The following is an 18,512-nucleotide window of genomic DNA, read 5'->3' as shown; positions in this document are numbered from 1 at the left end:
CTCATCCCCCCACGGCCGGCGGGGCGTCGACCGGGGAAGGCACCGGCTCCACCTCGACGTGCCCCACCTCCGGGCTGGGAGCCAGCGGCGCGATCTGGAACACCACCAGCGCCTGGCCCTCGCCGCGGTTCTCGATCCTGTGCGGCGTGTACTTGGGGACCATCGCGGCCTCGCCGCTGTCCAGGTGGAGTTCCTCCCCGTCGTTGACACGGAGGACGACCGAGCCGTGCGCGACGAAGATGAACTCATCGGAGTACGGGTGATAGTGAGCGGCGACGAACTCCCCGCCGTCGAGCGTCATGGTCCCGAGGAAGCCGGAGCTCGCCCCGACCGAGGCCGGGGTCAGCAGCGGCCGGATGCTCCCGCCGAGCCGCCGGCTGGGCTGGACATCCTTCATCGCCACCTTCAGCACGTTCGGCCCGTCCGCGCTCATGCCTGCCATCGGTAGAACTCCTCCGCTTTGGTGTCCTTCAAGTTCGTGAGCGCGCCGGAGTAGGGCGTCAGATATCTCGCCAGGCTGTCTCTGGTCTCGATGAACAGCGGGTTCGTGCGGGCGGCGTAGATGCGCTCCGTGAGGTCGCCCGGCAGGTCCGCGTGCCCCTCCACCAGATGGACGTAGAGGCCGCGGAAGCTGAAGAGCGTTCTTCCCACTACGCCGATCTCCTGCGGCAGGCCGGTCTTGTCATGGGCGGCCCAGATCTCCGCCACGTTGTCGGTGTCGTCTGGCTTCATGCGATCGATGAAGAGAACGCGCTTCATTTCAGGCTCCTGTGGTCAGCGGATGTTCGACCCGAGTTCCTTCTTGATCGCATCGCGATCGATCTTTCCGTTGGAGTTGAGTGGGAGATCCGTCCAGCGGGTCACCGTCCGCGGAATCATGTGACCGGGCAGCCTGGCGCCGAGCGCTGTGTGCAGTGTGCCGTCCGGATCGGCGTCGCCCGTGTAGACGGCGTGCAGGACGGTGGCGCCGGCGGGTTCGGCGATGGCAACGACGATGACGTCCCGGACTCCAGGTTGATCGCGCAGGGCGGCTTCGATCTCACCCAGCTCCACGCGGTAGCCCTGCACCTTCACCTGATGGTCGGTCCTGCCCAGGTGGACGAAGCCCGCCGGCTCGATCCTGACCAGGTCGCCCGTGCGGTACCACAGGTCCTCGCCCGGCGGCTCGACGCCTTCGTGGACCTCGGCCGTGGCTCCCGACGAGCGCATGAATCTCCCTGCGTTGTCGGCGGGATCGAGGTAGCCGGCGAATCGCTGGGCACCGCGGACGCACAGCTCCCCGGTTGTCGTGGTGCGACCGTCCTCGCCCACGACCATGGCCTCCATGCCCGGGTACAGGTGACCGATCGGCACCGTTCCGTTGACCGGGAAGGGCCAGTCGGAGGGCTTGGCGGGCAGCCGGTACTGGGCGCAGCTGAGGGTGAGTTCGGTGGGGCCGTAGAGGTTCTCGATGACGCTGCCGGGCGCCGCGGCCTGCCAGGCCGCGGCCTGCGTCACGGTCAGCTGCTCGCCGCAGAACAGGCTCCAGCGCAGTTCGGGCATGCTTCCCACGGGCAGGCGGCCCAGTCGCTGCGCCATCGACACGACCGACGGCACGGAGAACCAGTGGGTGATGCGCTGCTTGACGACAAAACGAGCCGGAGCCAGAAGCTCTCCCCGCGTCGGCACCACCAGCGTCGCGCCGGAGCCCCAGCTGGCGAAGAGGTCGAAGACCGACAGGTCGAACGTCAGGTCGAAGGTCTGAGTGACCCGGCTGCCCGGCCCCAGCTCGTAACGCGGGATCACGTGCTCGAGATATGCGGAGACGTTGCCGTGGCGGATGGGCACTCCCTTGGGGATACCGGTAGAGCCGGACGTGAAGAGGATGTAGGCCACGTCCGAGGGCTTCGGGACCGTCCACGATCGCGTCGCCGGCCTGGATCTCAGCTCCGCGAGCGTCTCGTCGTCCAGCCCGAGGACGGGCTTCAGGAGTTCGAGCTCGGGGTCCTGGGAGAGGACGATCTCCACGCGAGCGTCACTCACGATGCGCTCGTTGCGCGCTCGTGGGAACGCCGGGTTCATCGGGACGACTGCCGCGCCCAGCCGCTGCGCCGCCAGATAGCCGGCATACACGGCGAGCGACCGCATGCCGTACAGACCTACCCTGCTGGGTACGGAACCGTGCCTGCTGATGATCTCAGCGGCGATGGCGCCCGCCAGATCGTCGAGCCGGCGGTAGGTGAGCCGGTCCCCGGCCACCTCCAGCGCGATCGCGTCCCCATGCTTGACCACGGAGTCCGAGAACCACTCGTACAATGATCGATCTACCATGACAGTCCCATCGGGAACGCTGGCTGTTCAGGCCGGGGTGGTGGCGGCGAGCTCGACTTTCTTCTTGATGACCGCCATCTGGACGGCGGTGTTGTCGTTGATCCGCTTGGTGATGCCGGCGTCGTCGAACGGCGCGTCGGGCCTGGCTTCGAACTCCTGACGCCAGCGCATCAGCGTTCCCGTCCCCTGTGGTGCGAAGGTCCAGTAGATCCGCATGTACACGAACGGTCCGGTCTCGACGCGGTGGGCGGCGACCGACCGGGTGGCCGGGTTCACGGTGCGTTCACTGACCCAGGTCCACACCGTGCCGTCGTCATCGGGCTTCATGGTCAGCCGGAAGCGGACCGTGTCGCCTTCCTCGTGAAGAATCTCGGTGCTGGCGTACTCGGTGAAAAGGTCCGGCCAGCCGCGCACGTCGTTGGTCAGGCGCCAGACCAGCTCTATGGGCGCCTCGATGTAGATGGAGTTGTCGGTCTTGGATGCCATCAGTTCCCACTCCTCGTTGCCGTGTTCACGTGGTGGAGAATCTGGTCGATGGTCATGGCCTGGAGCCCTTCGGGCAGGTTGATGCCGTACTGGTCAAAGATGACCTTCTCCAGCTCAATCACCCCGATGGAGTCGACGCCCAGGTCGCTGAGCGACCCCTGTGCCGCGCCGGCGATGACGTCAGGCTCGAGACCGAGGTGTCTGGTCAGGATGTCGTGCAGCCCGACCTCGGATATGACGGTTTCCATGTGCCCCTCCTGATCAGATGGGCCTGCACTCGAGCAGGGTCCAGTGGTAGATCGGCTCTGAGATCACTTCGAACTTCGCGTCGGCGAACAGCGATTTCCAGTCGTCCCAGGTGCGTTCGCGGCCGCCGTGGAGCACGAGCATGTCGACGTCGAGGAACTTTCCGTGATCCCAGGCGTTGCCGGGGTCAAGGACGGAGTCGACCACGAGCAGCCGGGCGTCCCGGTCGGCGATGGTCTCCCTGACCCGGCGGAGGATCAGCCCGGCCTCCTCGTCCGCCAGGTCGTGCAGCACCGCCTTGAGGAAGTAGGCGTCGCACGTGTCCGGGATGGGGTCGGTCCGGAGATCACCGGTCTGGATGACGGCCCGCTCCGCGACACCGTGCTCGGCGAAAACCGCTTCGGCCTTGTCCGCCATCCACGGGAAGTCCACCAGGTGCGTGGTGACCTGGGGGTGACGCTTGAGCACCTGTGCCATGAAGTAGCCATCGCCACCTCCCAGGTCGGCGATTCGGTGGAACCGCCCAAGATTCCATTGGGCCAGCTCCTCCTCGGCGAACTGACGGCTCCAGTGCGACATGAAGGCGTCGTAGAAGGCGTCGACCTCCGGGTTCTGCTCCAGGTACTGCCCGAAGGACATCCCGAAGGCCCGCTCGAAGACCGGTTCTCCAGTCCGAACGCTGTGCAGGATCTCCCCGTACGGCCGGTCGGTCAGCTCCATCCTGTTGTACTTGACCAGGGGAAGGACGCCATCGGGATTGTCCGACCGCAGGCCGTCGGCCAGGGAGGTGAGACTGAAGACCCGCCTGGGCCCCTCGGCGAAGATGCCGACGGCCGCCGCGCACCTCATGACCCGGTAGAGCGCGGAGTCGTCTGCTTCGGCCTGCCGGGCGAGGTCGTCCACCGCACGGGGACCATCGGCCAGAAGGTCGGCGATGCCGAGCTCCACGAGGACGTTGACGATCTGCGACAGCCGGCCGGAGCAGGCGAGAAGGATCAGGTGCTGGGCGTGAAGGTTGTCGGGGATGGGATTGTCGGCCATTGTTCTCTCTCCCGTTCTCACTGCGACAGGACGGTCGCGGCCCGGCTGTTCCGGATCGCCTCGTTCACCGTGGCGAGCACGTCGCGAGGCGTACGCTGCCTGCCGACCGTCTCGTCCGACAGATCGAGTCCGTAGCGGTGCTTGATCTGGCTGAGCACTTCCAACAGGGCGACGGAGTCGTATCCGAGCTGCTCGAAGAGGACGTCGATGATGTCGTCGCCGAGGGCGGCTTCCTCGGCTTCTCCCGCATATGTCCGGGTAAGCTCGATGAGTTTTTCCAGGGTCAACTCTTCCACGGGTTCCCGCCCTTCTTGGTTTCAGCGCTGATTTCACCCGCGCCAAGACAGGAGAACACTTCGTACCGGACGAACCACGGTCGGATTAGGCATGCTTCGGCAGCCTGTTTTCTAGATTCTGCACCCGCCCTCGACTTGTCAAGCCCGAATCTGTTCAGTGATTCACGAGCGCTTCTTTAGAGCGTTATCGAAGAATTCCGCACAGAATTATCGTGGCCATATTCGTGTGCACCGGCGGACACCGCCACGGCCGTCAGGATCAGGCCGTCGCGGACGAGCCACCGGCCCGTGAGCTCGGGCAGGTCTCGTCCGCCCGCCGCTGGAGCAGGCGCCGGCAGGCGAGCGGCGAAAGCACCGCCCGGATCGATCACCACCTCGACCTCGGTGAATCTCAGGCCGCGTCCGGCCAGCGGGAACCAGGTTTTGTAGACCGACTCCTTGGCGCTGAACAGCAGCTTGTCCCAATGCACGTGCGGCCACTCGTCCAGGAGCTCCGCCAGCAGAGTTCGCTCCTCGCCCACGGTCACGGCCTCCAGCGCGGCCCGCGACAGCGGCGTGTTCGGCTCGGCGTCAAGGCCGAGAGCGACGACATCACGGGTGAAGGCCACGGCCGAAGCCCGATAACCGGGGCAGTGCGTCATGCTTCCCACCACGCCCTCCGGCCATCCCGGCGCTCCTCGCTCACCTGGGACGACGGCCACCGGCGGGACGCCGAGCGCGGCCAGGGCGCGCCGAGCGCACAGCCGCACGGTCGCGAACTCACGGCGTCGCTTCTCCACCGCACGGGCCACGGCCGCCAGCTCCTCGGGGTACAGCCAGGCGTCGGCTGGATCGTGGAAGGCCTCGGCCGCGGCCACGCGGCGAGGCAGGATTTCAGAGATCACTTCGCATCCTTCGCCAGGAAGAATTCGGGTCCTGTCAGGGCGACTGACGTGCTTCTTGATTGGTTCTTCAGCGGGCTTAGAGGTCGTCCGGCGAGCGTGAATCGCGAAAGCGGCAGATTAATCAGCCCGACTCCGAATAGGAAGCATCATGCCAGACGTCGAGGTTCCCGTTATGATCACGGGCGGAGGTCTGACCGGACTCGCCGCCGCGCTTTTCCTCCGCCAGCAAGGCGTCGACTGCTATCTGGTCGAACGAAACACGACCACATCCCAGCTATTGCGGTCCACACATGTGAGCCCGAGGACCATGGAGCTTTTCCGCACCGTTGACATTCAGCAGGCGGTGTGGGATGTGGCCGAGAAAGTGATCCCCGGAAAGTTCTGGTCGGCGCAGGACCTGCCGCCGCACCAGCTCCCCCGCGCCATCCTGCGGGCCGGCTCACTGGCCGACGTCGTACGCGGCGACGTCGTCGTGATGGAGGAAGGCTCGAATCAGTTCAACGACATCGGGCCGGTGGAGCCGGTGTGGTGCGGCCAGGACAAGGTCGAGCCCATCATGGCGCGCGAAGCCGTACGGCGGGGCGCCCAGATCAGCTTCAACACGGAGATGCTGTGGTTCACGCAGGACGACGACGGCATCACCGCGGCCGTCCGCGATCGCGGCACCGGAGTGGAGTCGACGGTTCGCGCCCAATACCTGATCGCGGCCGACGGCGCCGGCGGGTCCATCCGAACGAGCCTGGGGATCGGGCGCACGGGAAACGGCACGGTGGGGCACGTGCTGAACGTGCTGTTCAAAGCGGATCTGGATGCCATACTCGGCGGCCGCAGGTTCCTCATTCTGTACCTGGCCAACCGCGAAGCGCCGGGCATGCTGTTCAAGCTCGACGACGAGCGATGGATCTTCGGGCTCTTCTGCGGCCCCGAGGACATCGTCGAGGGCAAGATCTCGCACGAGCGGTGCGTCGAGTTGATCCGCAAGGCGACCGGCGAGCCGGACCTCTCGATCGATGTGCACATGACCATGGGCTGGTGGATGGCCCACGAGATCGTCGAGTCCTACCGGGACGGCCGGGTCTTCCTCGCCGGCGACGCCTGCCATGTGCTCCCCCCGACCGGCGGTTTCGGCGCCAACGCCGGGATCCAGGACGCGAACAACCTGGCCTGGAAACTGGCCGGGGTGCTCCAAGGGTGGGCGGGCCGGAACCTGCTGGACACCTACGAGGCGGAACGCCGCCCGGTCGGCAAGGAGACGGCTGATCAGGCCTGGATGCGTCATATGCAGTGGAGCGGGCCGCACGACTCCGCGGTGCACGACCAGCGCGACCAGACCGTCGTCACCACGGCCTACCGCTACACCTCCGATGCCATCGACGGAGAGCCCTATGACGAGGCGCTCGGCCACGATCTGAACATCGACGGCCGTCCCGGCATGCGCGTACCGCACGTCTGGCTCGCCAAGGACGGCGCGCAGGTCTCGACCGTCGACCTGGCCAGGGGCTGCTTCGTACTCCTCTGCGGAGCCGACGCCACGTCGTGGGCGCAGGCGGGGCGGGAGGCCGGCGAACGCCTGGGCATCCCGCTCCAGGTCCATCAGATCGGCGGAGAGGTGGCGGACCGGGAAGGCCGCTTGCCCGCCTCGGCAGGCATCACGTCCAGAGGCGCGCTGCTGATCCGCCCCGACGGGTTCGTCGGCTGGCGTTCCGCGGATCACGTGACCGACCCAGAGCACGTCCTGGGAAGCGTGTTGTCCCGAATCTGCGCTCGATAGCAGACCTCCCCCCGAAAGGTTCCACCATGGCCACTATCTCCGCCTCAGACGGCTACTACACGACCATCAGCGTCTTCACCACGAAACCCGAAAACCAGCAGCGGCTCTTCGAGGTCATCTCGGCAGGTGAGGAGCAGCTGAAGGGCTTTCCAGGACTGGTGTCGGGGAGCGTCCACCTCAGCCACGACGGCACCAAGGTCGTCGGCTACGCCCAGTGGGAGAAGCCGGAGGACTTCGACGCCATGCGGGCCCAGCCCGGACGGCAGGGCCACTTCCAGGAGGTCCGCGAGCTCGTCACGGACGTCGACCTGATCGCCTGCCGCGTCGCCTACACGCATGAAAACGACGGAATCCACTAACCGAAGGGTGAATCACATGACACGAATCGCGCCTGAAGACGCCCACTTCACGATGGTCAACATCTTCACGACCACCCCGGAGCACCAGGAACAGCTCTTCGACGTCATGTCCCAGGGGGCGGAGGTCATGGGGCGCCATCCCGGGTGTGTCTCGGTGAGCATGCACCTCAGCCACGACGGCACCCGGCTCATCAGCCTCACCGAGTGGCGGACGAAGGACGACTTCGACGCCATGCGCGCCCGGAGTGACCTGCAGAAGTACTTCAAGGAAGTCAGCGGGATCATCACCTCCGTCGATCCCAATCCCTGCCGCGTCGCCTACAGCAGCGACGTGGCCCACCAGGTCCAGGGCTGAGCCACCGAACCGGAAGAGGGAAGACATGTACGACGCGATGCTGGCCGAGACCGTCAAGATCACCGGTGCGGGTGGAGACGAGGTCGAGGCGTACGTCGCCCGCCCGCTCAACGCCGGCCCCCATGGCGGCGTGGTCGTGATCCACCACATGCCGGGCTACGACGAGGCGCACAAGCAGATCACCCGCAAGTTCGCCTCCCGCGGTTACCTCGCGATCTGCCCCAACCTCTACTACCGGGAGGCGCCGGGCGCCGACCCGGGCGACGCCTCCGCGGCCGCCCGCGCACTTGGCGGCGTTCCCGACGACCGCCTGGTCGGCGACGTCGGGGGCGCGGCGGACTACCTGCGCTCGCTCACGACGTCCAACGGCAAGGTCGGCGTGATCGGCTACTGCTCCGGCGGACGCCAGTCCTTCCTGGCCGCCTGCCGGCTGCAGTTGGACGCGGCAGTGGACTGCTACGGCGCCTTCGTCGTGGGCAAGCCGCCAGAGGGCATGCCCTTCCAGATCGAGCCGATCGTCCATCTGACCAAGGACCTGTCCTGCCCCCTGCTTGGGCTCTTCGGACAGGACGACTCGACGCCTTCCCCCGAGGAGACCGCCGAGTTCGAGGTCGAACTCAAGCAGCACGGCAAGACCTACGAGTTCCACACGTTCGAGGGCGCCGGCCACGGGTTCTTCGACGTGGACCGCAAGAGCCACCGGCCCAAGGCCGCCTACGAGGGCTGGAAGAAGGTCTTCGACTTCTACGGCCGCCACCTCGCATCCTGAAGGAGACGATTCGCGATGTGCACCTATCTCACCGAAAAGGTCGCCGCCACGGGCAGCGCCAGGGGAGCCAGTGACTGGTTCGACGTGAGCGAGGCGACCGTCTATTTCGATCATCCACAGCACGCGCAGTACGCGCACACGCTGAACATCGACTTTCTCAACCCGGACCAGGGGCCCTCGGCGAGGGTGGCGGTGGAGCTCACCGCGGAGACCGCCCGCGCCTTGGCGCAGGCCATCGTCTCCACCCTCAGCTCGGTCCCCACGGGCCTGCTCGAGGAGCCGGCACTGAGCGGTCACGCAACCTGAGGAGCCACCATGCGAGCAGTTGGCATCACGTCATTCGGCGGCCCGGAGGCCCTGTCGGTCCTCGACCTCCCGACGCCCGAGCCTGGGCAGGGAGAGGTACGCGTGCGGGTGCACGCGGCCCCCATCCACAATTTCGACCTCGTGGCGCGAGCGGGCTGGCTCGGCCCGATGCTCCCCGCAGGCCCGACCTACGTCTTCGGCTGGGACGCGTCGGGCACCGTGGACGCTGTCGGCCCCGGCGTCTCCGGGTTCACACCCGGTGATCGGGTCGTGGGAATGTCGGACTGGCTGGAGACGAAGGCGGGAACCCAGGCCGAGTTCGTCGTCCTGAAGGCCGGTGCTCTGGCCCCCGCGCCCACGACCGTCTCCATGGACGAGGCGGCGACGCTGCCCATCAACGCCCTGACCGCCATGCGCGTGCTGGACCTCCTCGGTCTGAGCGAGGGCCAGACGCTCGCGGTGACGGGGGCCGGCGGCGCGGTCGGCGGGTACGTCGTGGAGCTGGCGCGCCGACGCGGAATCGAGGTCATCGGGCTGAGTTCCAGTCAGGACGAGGCCTTCGTCACCGGATTCGGCGCACGCTTCGTACCGCGTTCTGACGACCCGGTCGGGGCGCTGCGGGCCGCCGCACCCGGCGGCGTCGACGGGCTCGCCGACGCCGCCACCATCGGCCACGCCATGCTGGACGCGGTCAGGGACTGCGGTGCGTTCGCCGGCCTCACGCCTCCGAAGACGCCCTCGCCCGCGCGCGGCATCCAGGTCCACCAGGTGCACGTGGAAAGCGACGGGGCGAGACTGCGTGAGCTGGTCTCCCTCGTCGAGGAGCGGCGTCTGACCCTCCGGGTCTTCCAGTCCTTCCCTCTCGAGCAGGCCGGTCAGGCGCACACGTTGATGGCCAAGGGCGGGCTGCGCGGCCGCCTGGTCCTGAAGCCGTAGGTCCGGCCGGACAGGGAGGCGTTATGGACATCGGAATCGGACTGCCGTCGAACATTCCCGGCGCCGAGGCCGTACAGGTCGTGGAATGGGCGGGCCGGGCGGAACGCCTCGGCTTCTCCAGCCTGGGCGCCATCGACCGCCTGGTGTACGACAACTACGAACCGCTGATCACCCTCGCCGCCGCGGCGGCGGTGACCACGCGGATCAGGCTGGCCACGGTCGTGGTCATCGCCCCCCTGCACGCGAACACGGCCATGCTGGCCAAACAGGTGGCCTCGGTCAACCGCCTGTCGGGCGGCAGGCTCGTGCTCGGGCTCGCTCCTGGCGGCCGGGCGGACGACTACGAGGCGTCCCGGCTCGCGTTTGACAAGCGGGGCAGAGCCTTCGACCTCATGATCACAGAGATGCGCGATATCTGGTCAGGTGGCCGGGGTATCGGACCGCGGTCGGCGGCACCGCAGATCATCATCGGCGGTTTCGCGCCCCGTTCCTTCGAGCGGGCCGCTCGGCATGGAGACGGATGGATCGCCGGCGCGGACGGCGCGGAGGTCTTCGCGCAGGGCGCTGAGCGTGCTCGGCAGGCCTGGCGGGCCGCGGGCCGGGAGGATCGCCCGCGCTTTCAGGCGCTCTGCTACTTCTCGCTCGGCCCCGACCCCGACCACCACGCCAAGAAGTACCTGCATGATTACTACGCCTTCGCCGGGCCGTTCGCCGAGAAGATCGCCGCTGCCACGCTCAAGGACAAAGAGACGATCAGAAGCACCATCGAGGCGTACGAGAAGGCCGGGAACGACGAGCTGATCCTCCTGCCCGTCAATCCCGACCCCGAGCAGGTTGATCTGCTCGCCGAGGCCATCGGGTAAGCGCCCCCGCCCATGCTCCGCGAACCTCACGGTTCGCGGAGCATGCGCTTGCGTGCCTTCGCCTCGCCGTCAGGAGGTGCGAGAGTCGTCGTTCTCGCGGTTTGCGAGGACCTCGGCCATGTGCGTCTGCGCCCAGTTTGTGAGCCCGCGCGTTATGTGGTGGAGCGAGAGACCGAGGTCGGTCAGCTCGTAGGAGACGGTGACAGGGACAGTTGGGGCCGCCTGCCGATCGCGAGGGTGCCTTGGCCGTTCAATCGGCCGACGTCGGGGTCAACCTCCGGCTCGGCGACGCCGAAGGTCCCCAGCCCGGCTTCCTGCCGCCGAAACGCGGAAAGCCGGGATGCGCCTGACGGCGAATCCCGGCTCCCGAGCCTACGAACAATTCATCCGGTGGGAGTACCGGAGCCCTCCAGTTCCAGTTCGAAGATCGGGTGCAACTGGTTGAGCCCGGAGATCAGCGTCACGAAGTCCTTACGCGGGAAGAACAGCTTTCCCGGATCGACGAGGGCCTGCGCGTATTCGTAGTAGGCGGCGCGATCGAGTCCGGCGTTGTAGAAGTACCGGACGAAGGAGATGATGTTCCCGAGAAATTCCCGATAGGACTTCTCGTAGCGCTCGAATATCGACGCCTCCAGATCGGGGGCGTCCAGCACGGCGGGAATCGCCTTGGCGACCGCGCTCGCGGACAGCATGGCCAGCGTAACTCCGGTGGAGAACAGCGGGTCCACGAACGCCGCGGCGTCTCCGATGAGCATCCACCCCGGTCCGGTCAGCCGGTCGCACGCGTACGACCAGTCGCGGGCGCTGCGGAAGGCGCTGACCTGGGAAGCGCTCTCGAGCATGCGCTTGATGTGGGTCGACTCCCCGATCTTGGCAGCGAACAGCTTGGGCAGTTCCAGGCCGCTCGCTGTGGCGTCCTCGACGGCGGTCACGAAACCCACGCTGTGCGTGCCGTCGGAGATGGGGATGTACCAGAACCAGCCACCCGGGACATGCTCGATGAAGATGTTGCCGGCCTCGTCACCGGTGAGGCTCTCGCCGTTCTGGAAGTAGCTCCACACGGCCACGTTCCTCAGGTCCTCGTGCCAGTCGACCTCGGTCAGGCTCCGGCCCAGCACGCGCGCCTGCCCCGAGGCGTCGACCACCAGCTTCGCGCGGCTCTCGACCTCTTCACCACCGCGCAGGTGGTACCTGACCCCGACGACGCGATCGTCCTCGACGATCGCCTCCTTGACGATCGCCTCCTCGACGACCTTGGCGCCCAGTTCGCGGGCGCGAGTGAGGACCAGGGCGTCGAAGTCGGCGCGACGCACGTTGTAGGCGTGGGGGAACTCCGGCTTGCCCTCGACGAACGTGAACGTCCAACGCCCGTCCTGGCCCCATACCAGACTGCCGCCGTATTTCTTGATGAATCCGTGGTTCTCGACGCGCTCCCGTATGCCGAGCTCGTCGAGGACCCCGACGCATCCGGTGATGAGAGATTCGCCGATGTGATAGCGGGGGAACTTCTCCCGTTCCAGCAGCAGGACATCGATTCCCTGCCGGGCGAGCAGACCGGCGGCCGAGGCACCCGCTGGTCCTCCGCCTATCACGATGACGTCGTGCTCGGCACCCTCTGACGATTGGCTTGGCATCGTGTTCTCCTCATCCTCGCTATTCTCATGGCCACGCTGCCGCCGACTGCTCAAGAAGCTCTAAGAAATCGCTGGGAAAGCACGTCAGAACCACTCCGCGAATATCCGGCAATTAATCTTCAGCGCCTCTTCAGCAGTTCTTTAATGCCTCCTGTCATGCTCGCTGCCGAATGCCTGAGCACGGAGGAACCGCCCCATGAAAACGACTTCCGCCGCCGCGGCGAATGACTTGCGACGCGACTTCGACGGTCTCGTCATCCTCCCCGGCGATGCCGAGTACGATCTCGCACGCCGGGTCTGGAATGTGGATGTCGTGCGGGAGCCGGCGATGGTCGCACGTCCGGCCACGGCCATGGGCGTGCAACAGGCCGTCCGCTTCGCCCGCCGGCACGACCTGCCCATCGCGGTGCGCGGTGGCGGTCACGGGCTCGCCGGTTACGGAACAGCCGACGACGCGCTGGTCGTGGACCTGCGCGGCCTGTCCAGCGTCCACGTCGACGCCACAGAACGGATCGCCACTGTCGGCGCGGGCCTGACCTGGGGCGTGCTGGACGGGGCAACGCAGGAACACGGCCTGGCAGTGACCGGGGCCGACGCGCCGATGGTCGGTGTAGGCGGCGTCACCGTCGGCGGCGGGCTCGGCTGGCTGCACCGGCTGGCCGGGCTGACCTGCGACAACCTCCATTCCTGCGACGTGGTGACCGCGGACGGCGAACTCCTTGAAGCCTCACCGCGGCGGCATCCCGACCTTTATTGGGCGCTGCGTGGCGGCGGCGGAAACTTCGGCGTGGTGACCCGGTTCCAGTTCCGGCTGCGACCGGTCCGCGAACTGATGGCGGGCACGCTCGTGTACCCCCTGGACAGAGCTCCTGAGGTCCTCGGTTTCTACCAGGAGCAGTGCGAGGACGCGCCGGTCGAAACGGCACTCCGGCTGACCCTCATGAAGGCGCCACCGGCCCCGTTCATTCCCTCGGAACTGCACGGCGAGCCAGTCCTGCTCCTGGGAGCAGTGGCATACGGACCGCCGGCGACCGCAGCCTCCCTGCTGCGCGCCATCCGGGACTTCGGCTCTCCTGCCGCGGACACGATCCGGCCCGTGAGCTATCTGGAACTGCAGCAACCGCCGGGCCGCTTTCCCGAGCGCCAGCGCGCATACGGCTACAGCGCCTTCCTCGGCCGCCTGGACGACACGCTTATCGACGCGTTCGTCGACGCCGCGACGGAGCTGCCAAGCCCTCTGGCCATGATCCAGGTTCAACAGCTGGGCGGCGCCATCACCAGCGTCGCCGACGACGACACCGCCTTTCCCCACCGGCGGGCGACACACCACCTGGCGGTCAACGCCCTCGCCGCGCAGGACGACGTCGCCAGCGAGCTCACGGCATGGACCAAGGCCACGGCCTCGGCGGTCCAGCCGCACGTGCGGGGCGGGCCGTACGTCAGTTTCGTGACCGGCGAGGAATCGCGCAGTGAGATCCGCCAGGCATACGGCCCCGCCGTCCATGACCGGCTGGTGGAGATCAAGTCGGCGTACGACCCCGAGAACGTGTTCCGCTTCAACGCCAACGTCCCCCCGGCGCTCCCGAAGTCCCCATGACATTTCCCGGCAGGAGATGAGAGACGGTGTTCGCTGACACGATTCTGCAGAGCTTTCGCCTGGACGGCCAGGTGGCGGTGGTCACCGGCGCCGGGCGCGGGATCGGGGCCGCGACCGCGACAGCGCTGGCACAGGCAGGCGCTGACGTGGTGATCTCGGCCCGTTCCAAGGACGAGCTGGCCAAGGTGGCCGGTGAGATCGAGCTCGCGGGACGGCGGGCGCTGACGGTGCCTGCCGATCTGAGCGACCTGGACGAGGCCGCCGGTCTCGTCCAGGTGGCGGTGGACGCGTTCGGGCGCCTGGACATCGTCGTCAACAACGTCGGCAGCGCCGACATCAAGTCCTTCCTCGACACCTCCTGGGCGGACCTCCAGGCCGCTTTCGCGTTCAACGTGGGCATCGCGCACACGCTGACCCGCGCGGCCGTGCCGTACCTGCTTGACAGGGGTGGCTCGGTGGTGAACATCACCTCGACGGTGGGAAGGGTCGGCGCACGTGGCTGGCTGGCCTATGGCACGGCCAAGGGCGGGCTCGCTCAGTACACCCGCCTCGCGGCCCGGGACCTGGCCCCGCGGATCCGGGTCAACGCCGTCACGCCGGGTGCGGTGGCGACGTCCGTACTCGAAGACGTGCTGAGCGACGACAGACTGCGCGCTCAACTGGAGAGCCTCACCCCCATGAGACGGGTCGGCGTCGCGGAGGAGATCGCGGCCGCCGTCCTGTATCTCGCCTCGCCCGCCGCCGCGTACGTGACCGGCAAGGTATTCGAGATCGACGGCGGGATCGACACGCCCAACGTCGACTTCGGCATGCCGGATCTGTGACCCATCGAGGAGAAAAGGGAGAGGGCATGTCGTTGCTTGATGAGGCGGCCAAGGCGTTACTGCGGGAACCCTACTTCGCCTGGGCCACAGTGGTCCGCTCAGACGGGCGCCTGCACAGCACGGTTGTCTGCGTGGACGTGGACGGGGACGACGTGGTCTTCACCACGGCGATCGGCCGCGTCAAGGAGAAGGTTCTGCGCGCGGACGCCCGGGTGTCGATCAGCGTCCTCGACCCCAACCACGCCTTCCACAGCGTGAGCGTCTCCGGACTGGCTCGCCTGGAGCAGGAAGGCGCCGATCTCGTGACGGATGTCATCGCCAAGAAGTACTGGGGCGTGACCAACTACTCGCACCGGTCTCCCGACGAACAGCGGGTGACGGTACGCGTCACCCCGGACAACGTCATCTACTCCGGCCTTCCGTAGAGAGCGCGCGTCATGGTCGCACAAGGTACAGATACGACCCAGTCCCGCCTGCCTTCTTTGACGGGCATGCGGTTCGTCGCCGCCTTCCTCGTCTTCTTCTGCCACAGCTCCGCTCAAGCCTTCTACGCGGACGACGAGCTGGCTGAGGCCACCATGCGGGTGGGAATCGGCTTCGGCTGGATGGGCGTGGCGTTCTTCTTCGTCCTCAGCGGGTTCGTCCTCACCTGGTCGGCGCGTCCGGAGGACAGCCTCACCCTGTTCTGGCGCCGAAGATTCTTCAAGATCTTCCCGAACCACTTCGTGACCTGGTTCGCCGCCGTCCTGCTCGCGATCGCGGCGGGAGAAGGATTCTCCGTCACCCAGACCGGCCCGAGTCTCGTCCTTGTCCACGCGTGGGTGCCGGACATGGAAGTGATCAACGCGTTGCACATCCCGAGCTGGTCGCTGAGTTGCGAGCTGCTGTTCTACGCGGCCTTCCCCTGGTTGCTGCGGTGGGTCGGCCGTATCCGTCCGGCCTGGCTGTGGGCGTCGGCAGGAGCGGTCGTGGTTCTGATCGTCGCGGTGCCGCTCACGGCCCAGGTGCTACTCCCCCAACTGCCTCGTGTCCCCTGGTTTCCCATGTCCGTGTGGCACTACTGGGCCGTCTACACGGCTCCGCCGGTCCGGCTGCTGGAGTTCGTGCTGGGGATCATCATGGCTCGCATCGTGATCTCTGGTCGCTGGATCAACCTGGGCCGGGGGCCGGCGTTCCTGACGCTCGCGATCGGCTGCGTCGTCCAGTGGTCGCTCGTGCCCTCCCCCTGGGCCATGGTGGCGCCCACTGCCGTCCCGCTCGCGCTCCTGATCGCCGCCGCCGCCCGGGACGACGCCCGTGGACGGGTGACCAGGCTCGGCAGCCGGCCCATGATCTGGCTCGGGAACGTCTCTTTCGCCATGTACCTGCTTCACCTGCTCGTTCTCCACTACGGTCATCTTCTGCTCGGTCCCGAGCGTCGATGGAGCACGCTTTCAGCCGTCGGGATTCAGGCGGCACTACTGCTGGTCACCGTCGCGCTGTCGGGGCTGCTGCACAGGTTCGTGGAGCGACCCGCGATGCGGCGGTGGAGCGCGCCTCGTCGAAGGGAACGTCTCGGCCTGCTGGCGGAGACGGTGGGGGACGCCATCACTACGCGGAGGATGTCATGATCGAAGAGCTGGCCGCTTTCTTTCTGGGCGGAGCGGTGGTCTTCTCGGTTCTCATCGCGCCATGGATCGCCTTCCACACCAGCAGGCGTCGGCGTCATCTGGAACGCATTGCAGGTCTGGAGCTCGAGAAGGAGCGGGAGATCACCCGGCGCCGGGAGCTGGAGATGGAACACGAGCATCGCGAGCGCGCGCTCACGGAACGCCTTTTCGGCCATGCCATGGAGGACCAGGAGAAGAAGCTCAGGTCGCTCGACAACGACGCCTAGAAGTTCACTGAAGATCTTGTGTTCTGGCCTCGTTCTTCATGAAATCGGGTCACAGTGGTCGGTGTGCAGGGTGAGTGGGCCGGAGAGCTTGTCGGGCCGGACGTGTGGCAGACCTGCCGGGAGCTGATCCCGTCCGGCAGTCTGTTCGCGTTCTTGGCCGAGCATCGCCAGGCGCTGTTCCCGGCGCAGATGTTCGCGGACATGTATCCCTCGGCCAACGGGCGGCCAAGCATGCCGCCGCAGGTGCTGGCGGCCGCGGTGGTATTGCAGACACTGCACGGACTGTCGGATGTCGACACGGGGCCTTGCCCCAAGGCCAGGTAGTTAAGGTTTCTGGGTTGCTGGCAAGAGGTCTGGGGAGATTGGTCCGGCGGTGTAGATGCCTGGCCCGATCTTGCGGATGAGTCGGCCGTCGGCCCAGCGTGACAGCTGCCGATACATGGTGTTCAGGGTGACGTCGCCGAGGTGGCGGGCAATGTCGCGAGCCGGCCAGGGGCGGTTGGGGTCTTGGTGGAGGAGGGCCAGGACCTGTTGTTGTCTGCGGCGGTCGGCCGGGGCGTGGGGCCGCTCGTCTCGGGACGCGGCAGGCAGCGCGGGTGGGGGCGGCAGGAGGGTGATGTCGAGGCTGGTGATGGTGCGGCTGTGGTCGGGTCTGCCGTCGTTGAGTCGTTCGTTGTAACGGGAGATGGGCGATTTGACCTTGCGGGTGCTGACGCGCGGGCGGCGGGGTGGGAGCAGTGCGGCCAGGACACGGCGTCCGATGGATCCGATCAGGCCGGTGGCGTGGCCGGGGTGGTCGCCCGGCCGAATCACCAGGTCGCGCGCGGCGTGCAGAGCGATGGAGAAGCCGCAGCGGTCCGGGTCGGTGCCGGGCCGGGACTCGGCGGCGTCGACCATCACCGTCCGAAGGAGCTAATAAAGCGTGAGCACCGACCACATCTCTTGCTCGAGCCCTGCGGGGTCGCCCGACCGTAGTGTCCGCCCCTGCATGATCGTGTGACGCAGCGCGTAGTAGGCCGACTCGTGTTCCCATCGCTGGTGGTAGAGGCCGACCAAGGCGGTGGCCGGATAGCGGCGGGCATCGGTCAACGTGGTGGCCAGGCGGTAGGTGCCGGCGAAGGTGGTGCCATCCGTGCAGGTCACCGTCACGCGGGCCTCGATGATACGGATCTGCAAGGTGCCGATCATCGAGAGATAGGAGCCGTCGGTGAGTGAGGCCAGGATGGGGGTGCGCCGGTTGCTGCGCAGTCGGCCGAGGAACTGCGCGCCGGTGGCGCTGACCTGGGCGAGGAAGGCATTGCCGTCGAAGCCCTTGTCCCATAACACGAGCATGTCCGGTTTCAGCAGGTGCAGCAGGCGCCGGGCATAGCCGGTCTCGCCTTCGCCGGTGGGGCCGAAGACCGCGCCGATCAGAGCCCGGGTTCCGGTCTCGACAAGGGTCATCAGCTCCAGCAGGGGGGTAGCCGCCGTGGCCGGCCGCCGAGCCAGGCCCGGTTACGGGCGGTGTCGGGGGTCTTGAGCGAGCTGCAGCCGTCGAAGGAGACCGTACGGTAGGGCCCGAACCGCGCTCCGGGAGTTCTGGGCTGGGCCAGCGGTCCGCTCAGCACCTCGAACAGGCGGTGCATCGGCGCGCTGCCGACTCTGCGGCGCAGGTCACGCAGGGCTTTGGCGGTGGGCGTCACGATCGGCAGGGCAGTCAGCGAGGCCGTCAGCTTCTGCCAGACCAGCAGGTAGCCAACCTCGGGAAACAGGCACATCGCCAGCAGGAAGTAGACCCCGACACGCGAGGGCAGACCGCGCAGGCGACGCTGCACGTTGCGTGTCTCATCAAGGACCGCGTCGACGAGCTCGAACGGCACAAGCGCGGTCAGCTCACCCAAGTGCCCGGGAGCGAACAATCTCTCGGCTGCCGGGCGGGGCAAGGAGCCCGTCTCGACAGCGCGGGAAACAGCAGAGCTG

General features: G+C 67.2%; 26 protein-coding genes and 1 pseudogene. 14 read left to right on the top strand and 13 right to left on the bottom strand.

Annotated features, from left to right (window positions below; translation table 11 throughout):
- Window position 1 precedes the first annotated feature (1 nt).
- From ABZX22_RS28805 to ABZX22_RS28770, 8 genes are all read right to left on the bottom strand, one after another.
- Complete coding sequence (locus ABZX22_RS28805) at window positions 2-442, bottom strand: cupin domain-containing protein (RefSeq protein ID WP_354914584.1); 441 nt, start codon at window positions 440-442, stop codon at window positions 2-4.
- A complete protein-coding gene (locus ABZX22_RS28800) occupies window positions 430-759 on the bottom strand; it encodes a TcmI family type II polyketide cyclase (RefSeq protein ID WP_354914583.1) in 330 nt (109 codons plus the stop codon). Before ABZX22_RS28800 ends, ABZX22_RS28805 begins: the two co-directional genes overlap by 13 nt.
- Before the next feature lie 15 nt (window positions 760-774).
- Entirely contained in the window at window positions 775-2,271 is a 1,497-nt protein-coding gene (locus ABZX22_RS28795) for an amino acid adenylation domain-containing protein (RefSeq protein ID WP_354914581.1), read from the bottom strand.
- A gap of 66 nt (window positions 2,272-2,337) precedes the next feature.
- A complete protein-coding gene (locus ABZX22_RS28790; RefSeq protein ID WP_354914579.1) occupies window positions 2,338-2,796 on the bottom strand; it encodes an SRPBCC family protein in 459 nt (152 codons plus the stop codon).
- Window positions 2,796-3,044, bottom strand: a complete 249-nt coding sequence (locus ABZX22_RS28785; protein ID WP_354914577.1) for an acyl carrier protein — start codon at window positions 3,042-3,044, stop codon at window positions 2,796-2,798. The genes ABZX22_RS28790 and ABZX22_RS28785 overlap by 1 nt, the downstream gene beginning before the upstream one ends.
- Window positions 3,045-3,057: 13 nt before the next feature.
- The gene (locus ABZX22_RS28780; RefSeq protein ID WP_354914575.1) at window positions 3,058-4,083 is read right to left on the bottom strand and encodes a methyltransferase; all 1,026 of its coding nucleotides are present in this window, start codon (window positions 4,081-4,083) and stop codon (window positions 3,058-3,060) included.
- A 17-nt stretch (window positions 4,084-4,100) separates the two neighbouring features.
- Entirely contained in the window at window positions 4,101-4,379 is a 279-nt protein-coding gene (locus ABZX22_RS28775; protein ID WP_354914574.1) for an acyl carrier protein, read from the bottom strand.
- A 176-nt stretch (window positions 4,380-4,555) separates the two neighbouring features.
- On the bottom strand, window positions 4,556-5,236 hold the full coding sequence (locus ABZX22_RS28770) for a 4'-phosphopantetheinyl transferase superfamily protein (RefSeq protein WP_354914572.1): 681 nt from the start codon (window positions 5,234-5,236) through the stop codon (window positions 4,556-4,558).
- A 175-nt stretch (window positions 5,237-5,411) separates the two neighbouring features.
- Between ABZX22_RS28770 and ABZX22_RS28765 the strand changes: the two genes are divergently transcribed.
- Genes ABZX22_RS28765 through ABZX22_RS28735 form a run of 7 tightly spaced genes read left to right on the top strand, consistent with a single transcriptional unit; the run spans window position 5,412 to window position 10,622 of the window.
- A complete protein-coding gene (locus tag ABZX22_RS28765; protein ID WP_354914570.1) occupies window positions 5,412-7,034 on the top strand; it encodes an FAD-dependent monooxygenase in 1,623 nt (540 codons plus the stop codon).
- Window positions 7,035-7,060: 26 nt separating this feature from the next.
- Window positions 7,061-7,393, top strand: coding sequence for an antibiotic biosynthesis monooxygenase (locus ABZX22_RS28760; RefSeq protein ID WP_354914568.1), 333 nt, complete (start codon window positions 7,061-7,063; stop codon window positions 7,391-7,393).
- Window positions 7,394-7,409: 16 nt separating this feature from the next.
- On the top strand, window positions 7,410-7,748 hold the full coding sequence (locus tag ABZX22_RS28755) for an antibiotic biosynthesis monooxygenase family protein (RefSeq protein WP_354914566.1): 339 nt from the start codon (window positions 7,410-7,412) through the stop codon (window positions 7,746-7,748).
- A gap of 25 nt (window positions 7,749-7,773) precedes the next feature.
- Window positions 7,774-8,517 carry a dienelactone hydrolase family protein gene (locus ABZX22_RS28750; RefSeq protein ID WP_354914564.1) on the top strand — a complete coding sequence of 248 codons (744 nt, stop codon included), beginning with the start codon at window positions 7,774-7,776 and terminating at the stop codon, window positions 8,515-8,517.
- A gap of 15 nt (window positions 8,518-8,532) precedes the next feature.
- Window positions 8,533-8,823, top strand: coding sequence for a DUF6295 family protein (locus ABZX22_RS28745; protein ID WP_354914562.1), 291 nt, complete (start codon window positions 8,533-8,535; stop codon window positions 8,821-8,823).
- 9 nt (window positions 8,824-8,832) lie between these two features.
- Window positions 8,833-9,759, top strand: a complete 927-nt coding sequence (locus ABZX22_RS28740) for an NADP-dependent oxidoreductase (protein WP_354914560.1) — start codon at window positions 8,833-8,835, stop codon at window positions 9,757-9,759.
- Between the two features lie 23 nt (window positions 9,760-9,782).
- A complete protein-coding gene (locus ABZX22_RS28735) occupies window positions 9,783-10,622 on the top strand; it encodes an LLM class flavin-dependent oxidoreductase (RefSeq protein ID WP_354914558.1) in 840 nt (279 codons plus the stop codon).
- Window positions 10,623-10,691: 69 nt separating this feature from the next.
- On the opposite strand, the gene ABZX22_RS28730 is transcribed toward ABZX22_RS28735, so the two are convergent.
- Together ABZX22_RS28730 and ABZX22_RS28725 are read right to left on the bottom strand one after the other, a co-directional pair.
- Entirely contained in the window at window positions 10,692-10,877 is a 186-nt protein-coding gene (locus tag ABZX22_RS28730) for a winged helix-turn-helix transcriptional regulator (protein WP_354914815.1), read from the bottom strand.
- A gap of 128 nt (window positions 10,878-11,005) precedes the next feature.
- Window positions 11,006-12,256, bottom strand: coding sequence for an NAD(P)/FAD-dependent oxidoreductase (locus tag ABZX22_RS28725; protein ID WP_354914556.1), 1,251 nt, complete (start codon window positions 12,254-12,256; stop codon window positions 11,006-11,008).
- Window positions 12,257-12,283: 27 nt separating this feature from the next.
- Here ABZX22_RS28725 and ABZX22_RS28720 point away from each other — a divergent pair, with 27 nt between their 5' ends.
- From ABZX22_RS28720 to ABZX22_RS28690, 7 genes and pseudogenes are all read left to right on the top strand, one after another.
- The gene (locus tag ABZX22_RS28720; RefSeq protein ID WP_354914554.1) at window positions 12,284-12,484 is read left to right on the top strand and encodes a hypothetical protein; all 201 of its coding nucleotides are present in this window, start codon (window positions 12,284-12,286) and stop codon (window positions 12,482-12,484) included.
- Window positions 12,453-13,853: an FAD-binding oxidoreductase gene (locus ABZX22_RS28715; protein WP_354914552.1), complete on the top strand. Its 1,401-nt coding sequence runs from the start codon at window positions 12,453-12,455 to the stop codon at window positions 13,851-13,853. Before ABZX22_RS28720 ends, ABZX22_RS28715 begins: the two co-directional genes overlap by 32 nt.
- A gap of 26 nt (window positions 13,854-13,879) precedes the next feature.
- Window positions 13,880-14,677 (top strand): SDR family oxidoreductase, encoded by a 798-nt coding sequence (locus ABZX22_RS28710; RefSeq protein WP_354914550.1) that lies wholly within the window; start codon window positions 13,880-13,882, stop codon window positions 14,675-14,677.
- A gap of 26 nt (window positions 14,678-14,703) precedes the next feature.
- Window positions 14,704-15,102 carry a TIGR03618 family F420-dependent PPOX class oxidoreductase gene (locus ABZX22_RS28705; RefSeq protein ID WP_354914548.1) on the top strand — a complete coding sequence of 133 codons (399 nt, stop codon included), beginning with the start codon at window positions 14,704-14,706 and terminating at the stop codon, window positions 15,100-15,102.
- A gap of 66 nt (window positions 15,103-15,168) precedes the next feature.
- Window positions 15,169-16,287, top strand: a complete 1,119-nt coding sequence (locus tag ABZX22_RS28700; RefSeq protein ID WP_354914546.1) for an acyltransferase — start codon at window positions 15,169-15,171, stop codon at window positions 16,285-16,287.
- Window positions 16,284-16,553 carry a hypothetical protein gene (locus ABZX22_RS28695; protein ID WP_354914544.1) on the top strand — a complete coding sequence of 90 codons (270 nt, stop codon included), beginning with the start codon at window positions 16,284-16,286 and terminating at the stop codon, window positions 16,551-16,553. Before ABZX22_RS28700 ends, ABZX22_RS28695 begins: the two co-directional genes overlap by 4 nt.
- A gap of 63 nt (window positions 16,554-16,616) precedes the next feature.
- Window positions 16,617-16,853, top strand: a pseudogene (locus tag ABZX22_RS28690) (IS5/IS1182 family transposase); the annotation flags it as partial.
- 24 nt (window positions 16,854-16,877) lie between these two features.
- Here the strand turns inward: ABZX22_RS28690 and ABZX22_RS28685 are convergent.
- The 3 genes from ABZX22_RS28685 to ABZX22_RS28675 are packed head-to-tail and all read right to left on the bottom strand — an operon-like array spanning window position 16,878 to window position 18,433.
- On the bottom strand, window positions 16,878-17,453 hold the full coding sequence (locus ABZX22_RS28685; RefSeq protein WP_354914543.1) for a hypothetical protein: 576 nt from the start codon (window positions 17,451-17,453) through the stop codon (window positions 16,878-16,880).
- A gap of 12 nt (window positions 17,454-17,465) precedes the next feature.
- A complete protein-coding gene (locus ABZX22_RS28680; protein ID WP_354914542.1) occupies window positions 17,466-17,996 on the bottom strand; it encodes a transposase in 531 nt (176 codons plus the stop codon).
- The gene (locus tag ABZX22_RS28675) at window positions 17,996-18,433 is read right to left on the bottom strand and encodes a transposase domain-containing protein (RefSeq protein ID WP_354914540.1); all 438 of its coding nucleotides are present in this window, start codon (window positions 18,431-18,433) and stop codon (window positions 17,996-17,998) included. Before ABZX22_RS28675 ends, ABZX22_RS28680 begins: the two co-directional genes overlap by 1 nt.
- Window positions 18,434-18,512 lie beyond the last annotated feature (79 nt).

It is taken from the genome of Nonomuraea sp. NPDC003804, from assembly GCF_040610675.1.
Taxonomy (GTDB): domain Bacteria; phylum Actinomycetota; class Actinomycetes; order Streptosporangiales; family Streptosporangiaceae; genus Nonomuraea.
Note: the sequence above shows the minus strand (reverse complement) of the source record. Positions and strands in the feature narration are given on the sequence as shown.

Bases quoted from the DNA above. Each gene is read 5' to 3' on its own strand.
- ABZX22_RS28805 (WP_354914584.1), bottom strand. From the start codon at position 442: ATGGCAGGCATGAGCGCGGACGGGCCGAACGTGCTGAAGGTGGCGATG.
- ABZX22_RS28800 (WP_354914583.1), bottom strand. From the start codon at position 759: ATGAAGCGCGTTCTCTTCATCGATCGCATGAAGCCAGACGACACCGAC.
- ABZX22_RS28790 (WP_354914579.1), bottom strand. From the start codon at position 2,796: ATGGCATCCAAGACCGACAACTCCATCTACATCGAGGCGCCCATAGAG.
- ABZX22_RS28785 (WP_354914577.1), bottom strand. From the start codon at position 3,044: ATGGAAACCGTCATATCCGAGGTCGGGCTGCACGACATCCTGACCAGA.
- ABZX22_RS28780 (WP_354914575.1), bottom strand. From the start codon at position 4,083: ATGGCCGACAATCCCATCCCCGACAACCTTCACGCCCAGCACCTGATC.
- ABZX22_RS28765 (WP_354914570.1), top strand. From the start codon at position 5,412: ATGCCAGACGTCGAGGTTCCCGTTATGATCACGGGCGGAGGTCTGACC.
- ABZX22_RS28760 (WP_354914568.1), top strand. From the start codon at position 7,061: ATGGCCACTATCTCCGCCTCAGACGGCTACTACACGACCATCAGCGTC.
- ABZX22_RS28755 (WP_354914566.1), top strand. From the start codon at position 7,410: ATGACACGAATCGCGCCTGAAGACGCCCACTTCACGATGGTCAACATC.
- ABZX22_RS28750 (WP_354914564.1), top strand. From the start codon at position 7,774: ATGTACGACGCGATGCTGGCCGAGACCGTCAAGATCACCGGTGCGGGT.
- ABZX22_RS28745 (WP_354914562.1), top strand. From the start codon at position 8,533: ATGTGCACCTATCTCACCGAAAAGGTCGCCGCCACGGGCAGCGCCAGG.
- ABZX22_RS28740 (WP_354914560.1), top strand. From the start codon at position 8,833: ATGCGAGCAGTTGGCATCACGTCATTCGGCGGCCCGGAGGCCCTGTCG.
- ABZX22_RS28735 (WP_354914558.1), top strand. From the start codon at position 9,783: ATGGACATCGGAATCGGACTGCCGTCGAACATTCCCGGCGCCGAGGCC.
- ABZX22_RS28725 (WP_354914556.1), bottom strand. From the start codon at position 12,256: ATGCCAAGCCAATCGTCAGAGGGTGCCGAGCACGACGTCATCGTGATA.
- ABZX22_RS28720 (WP_354914554.1), top strand. From the start codon at position 12,284: ATGGCCACGCTGCCGCCGACTGCTCAAGAAGCTCTAAGAAATCGCTGG.
- ABZX22_RS28715 (WP_354914552.1), top strand. From the start codon at position 12,453: ATGAAAACGACTTCCGCCGCCGCGGCGAATGACTTGCGACGCGACTTC.
- ABZX22_RS28705 (WP_354914548.1), top strand. From the start codon at position 14,704: ATGTCGTTGCTTGATGAGGCGGCCAAGGCGTTACTGCGGGAACCCTAC.
- ABZX22_RS28700 (WP_354914546.1), top strand. From the start codon at position 15,169: ATGCGGTTCGTCGCCGCCTTCCTCGTCTTCTTCTGCCACAGCTCCGCT.
- ABZX22_RS28695 (WP_354914544.1), top strand. From the start codon at position 16,284: ATGATCGAAGAGCTGGCCGCTTTCTTTCTGGGCGGAGCGGTGGTCTTC.
- ABZX22_RS28680 (WP_354914542.1), bottom strand. From the start codon at position 17,996: ATGACCCTTGTCGAGACCGGAACCCGGGCTCTGATCGGCGCGGTCTTC.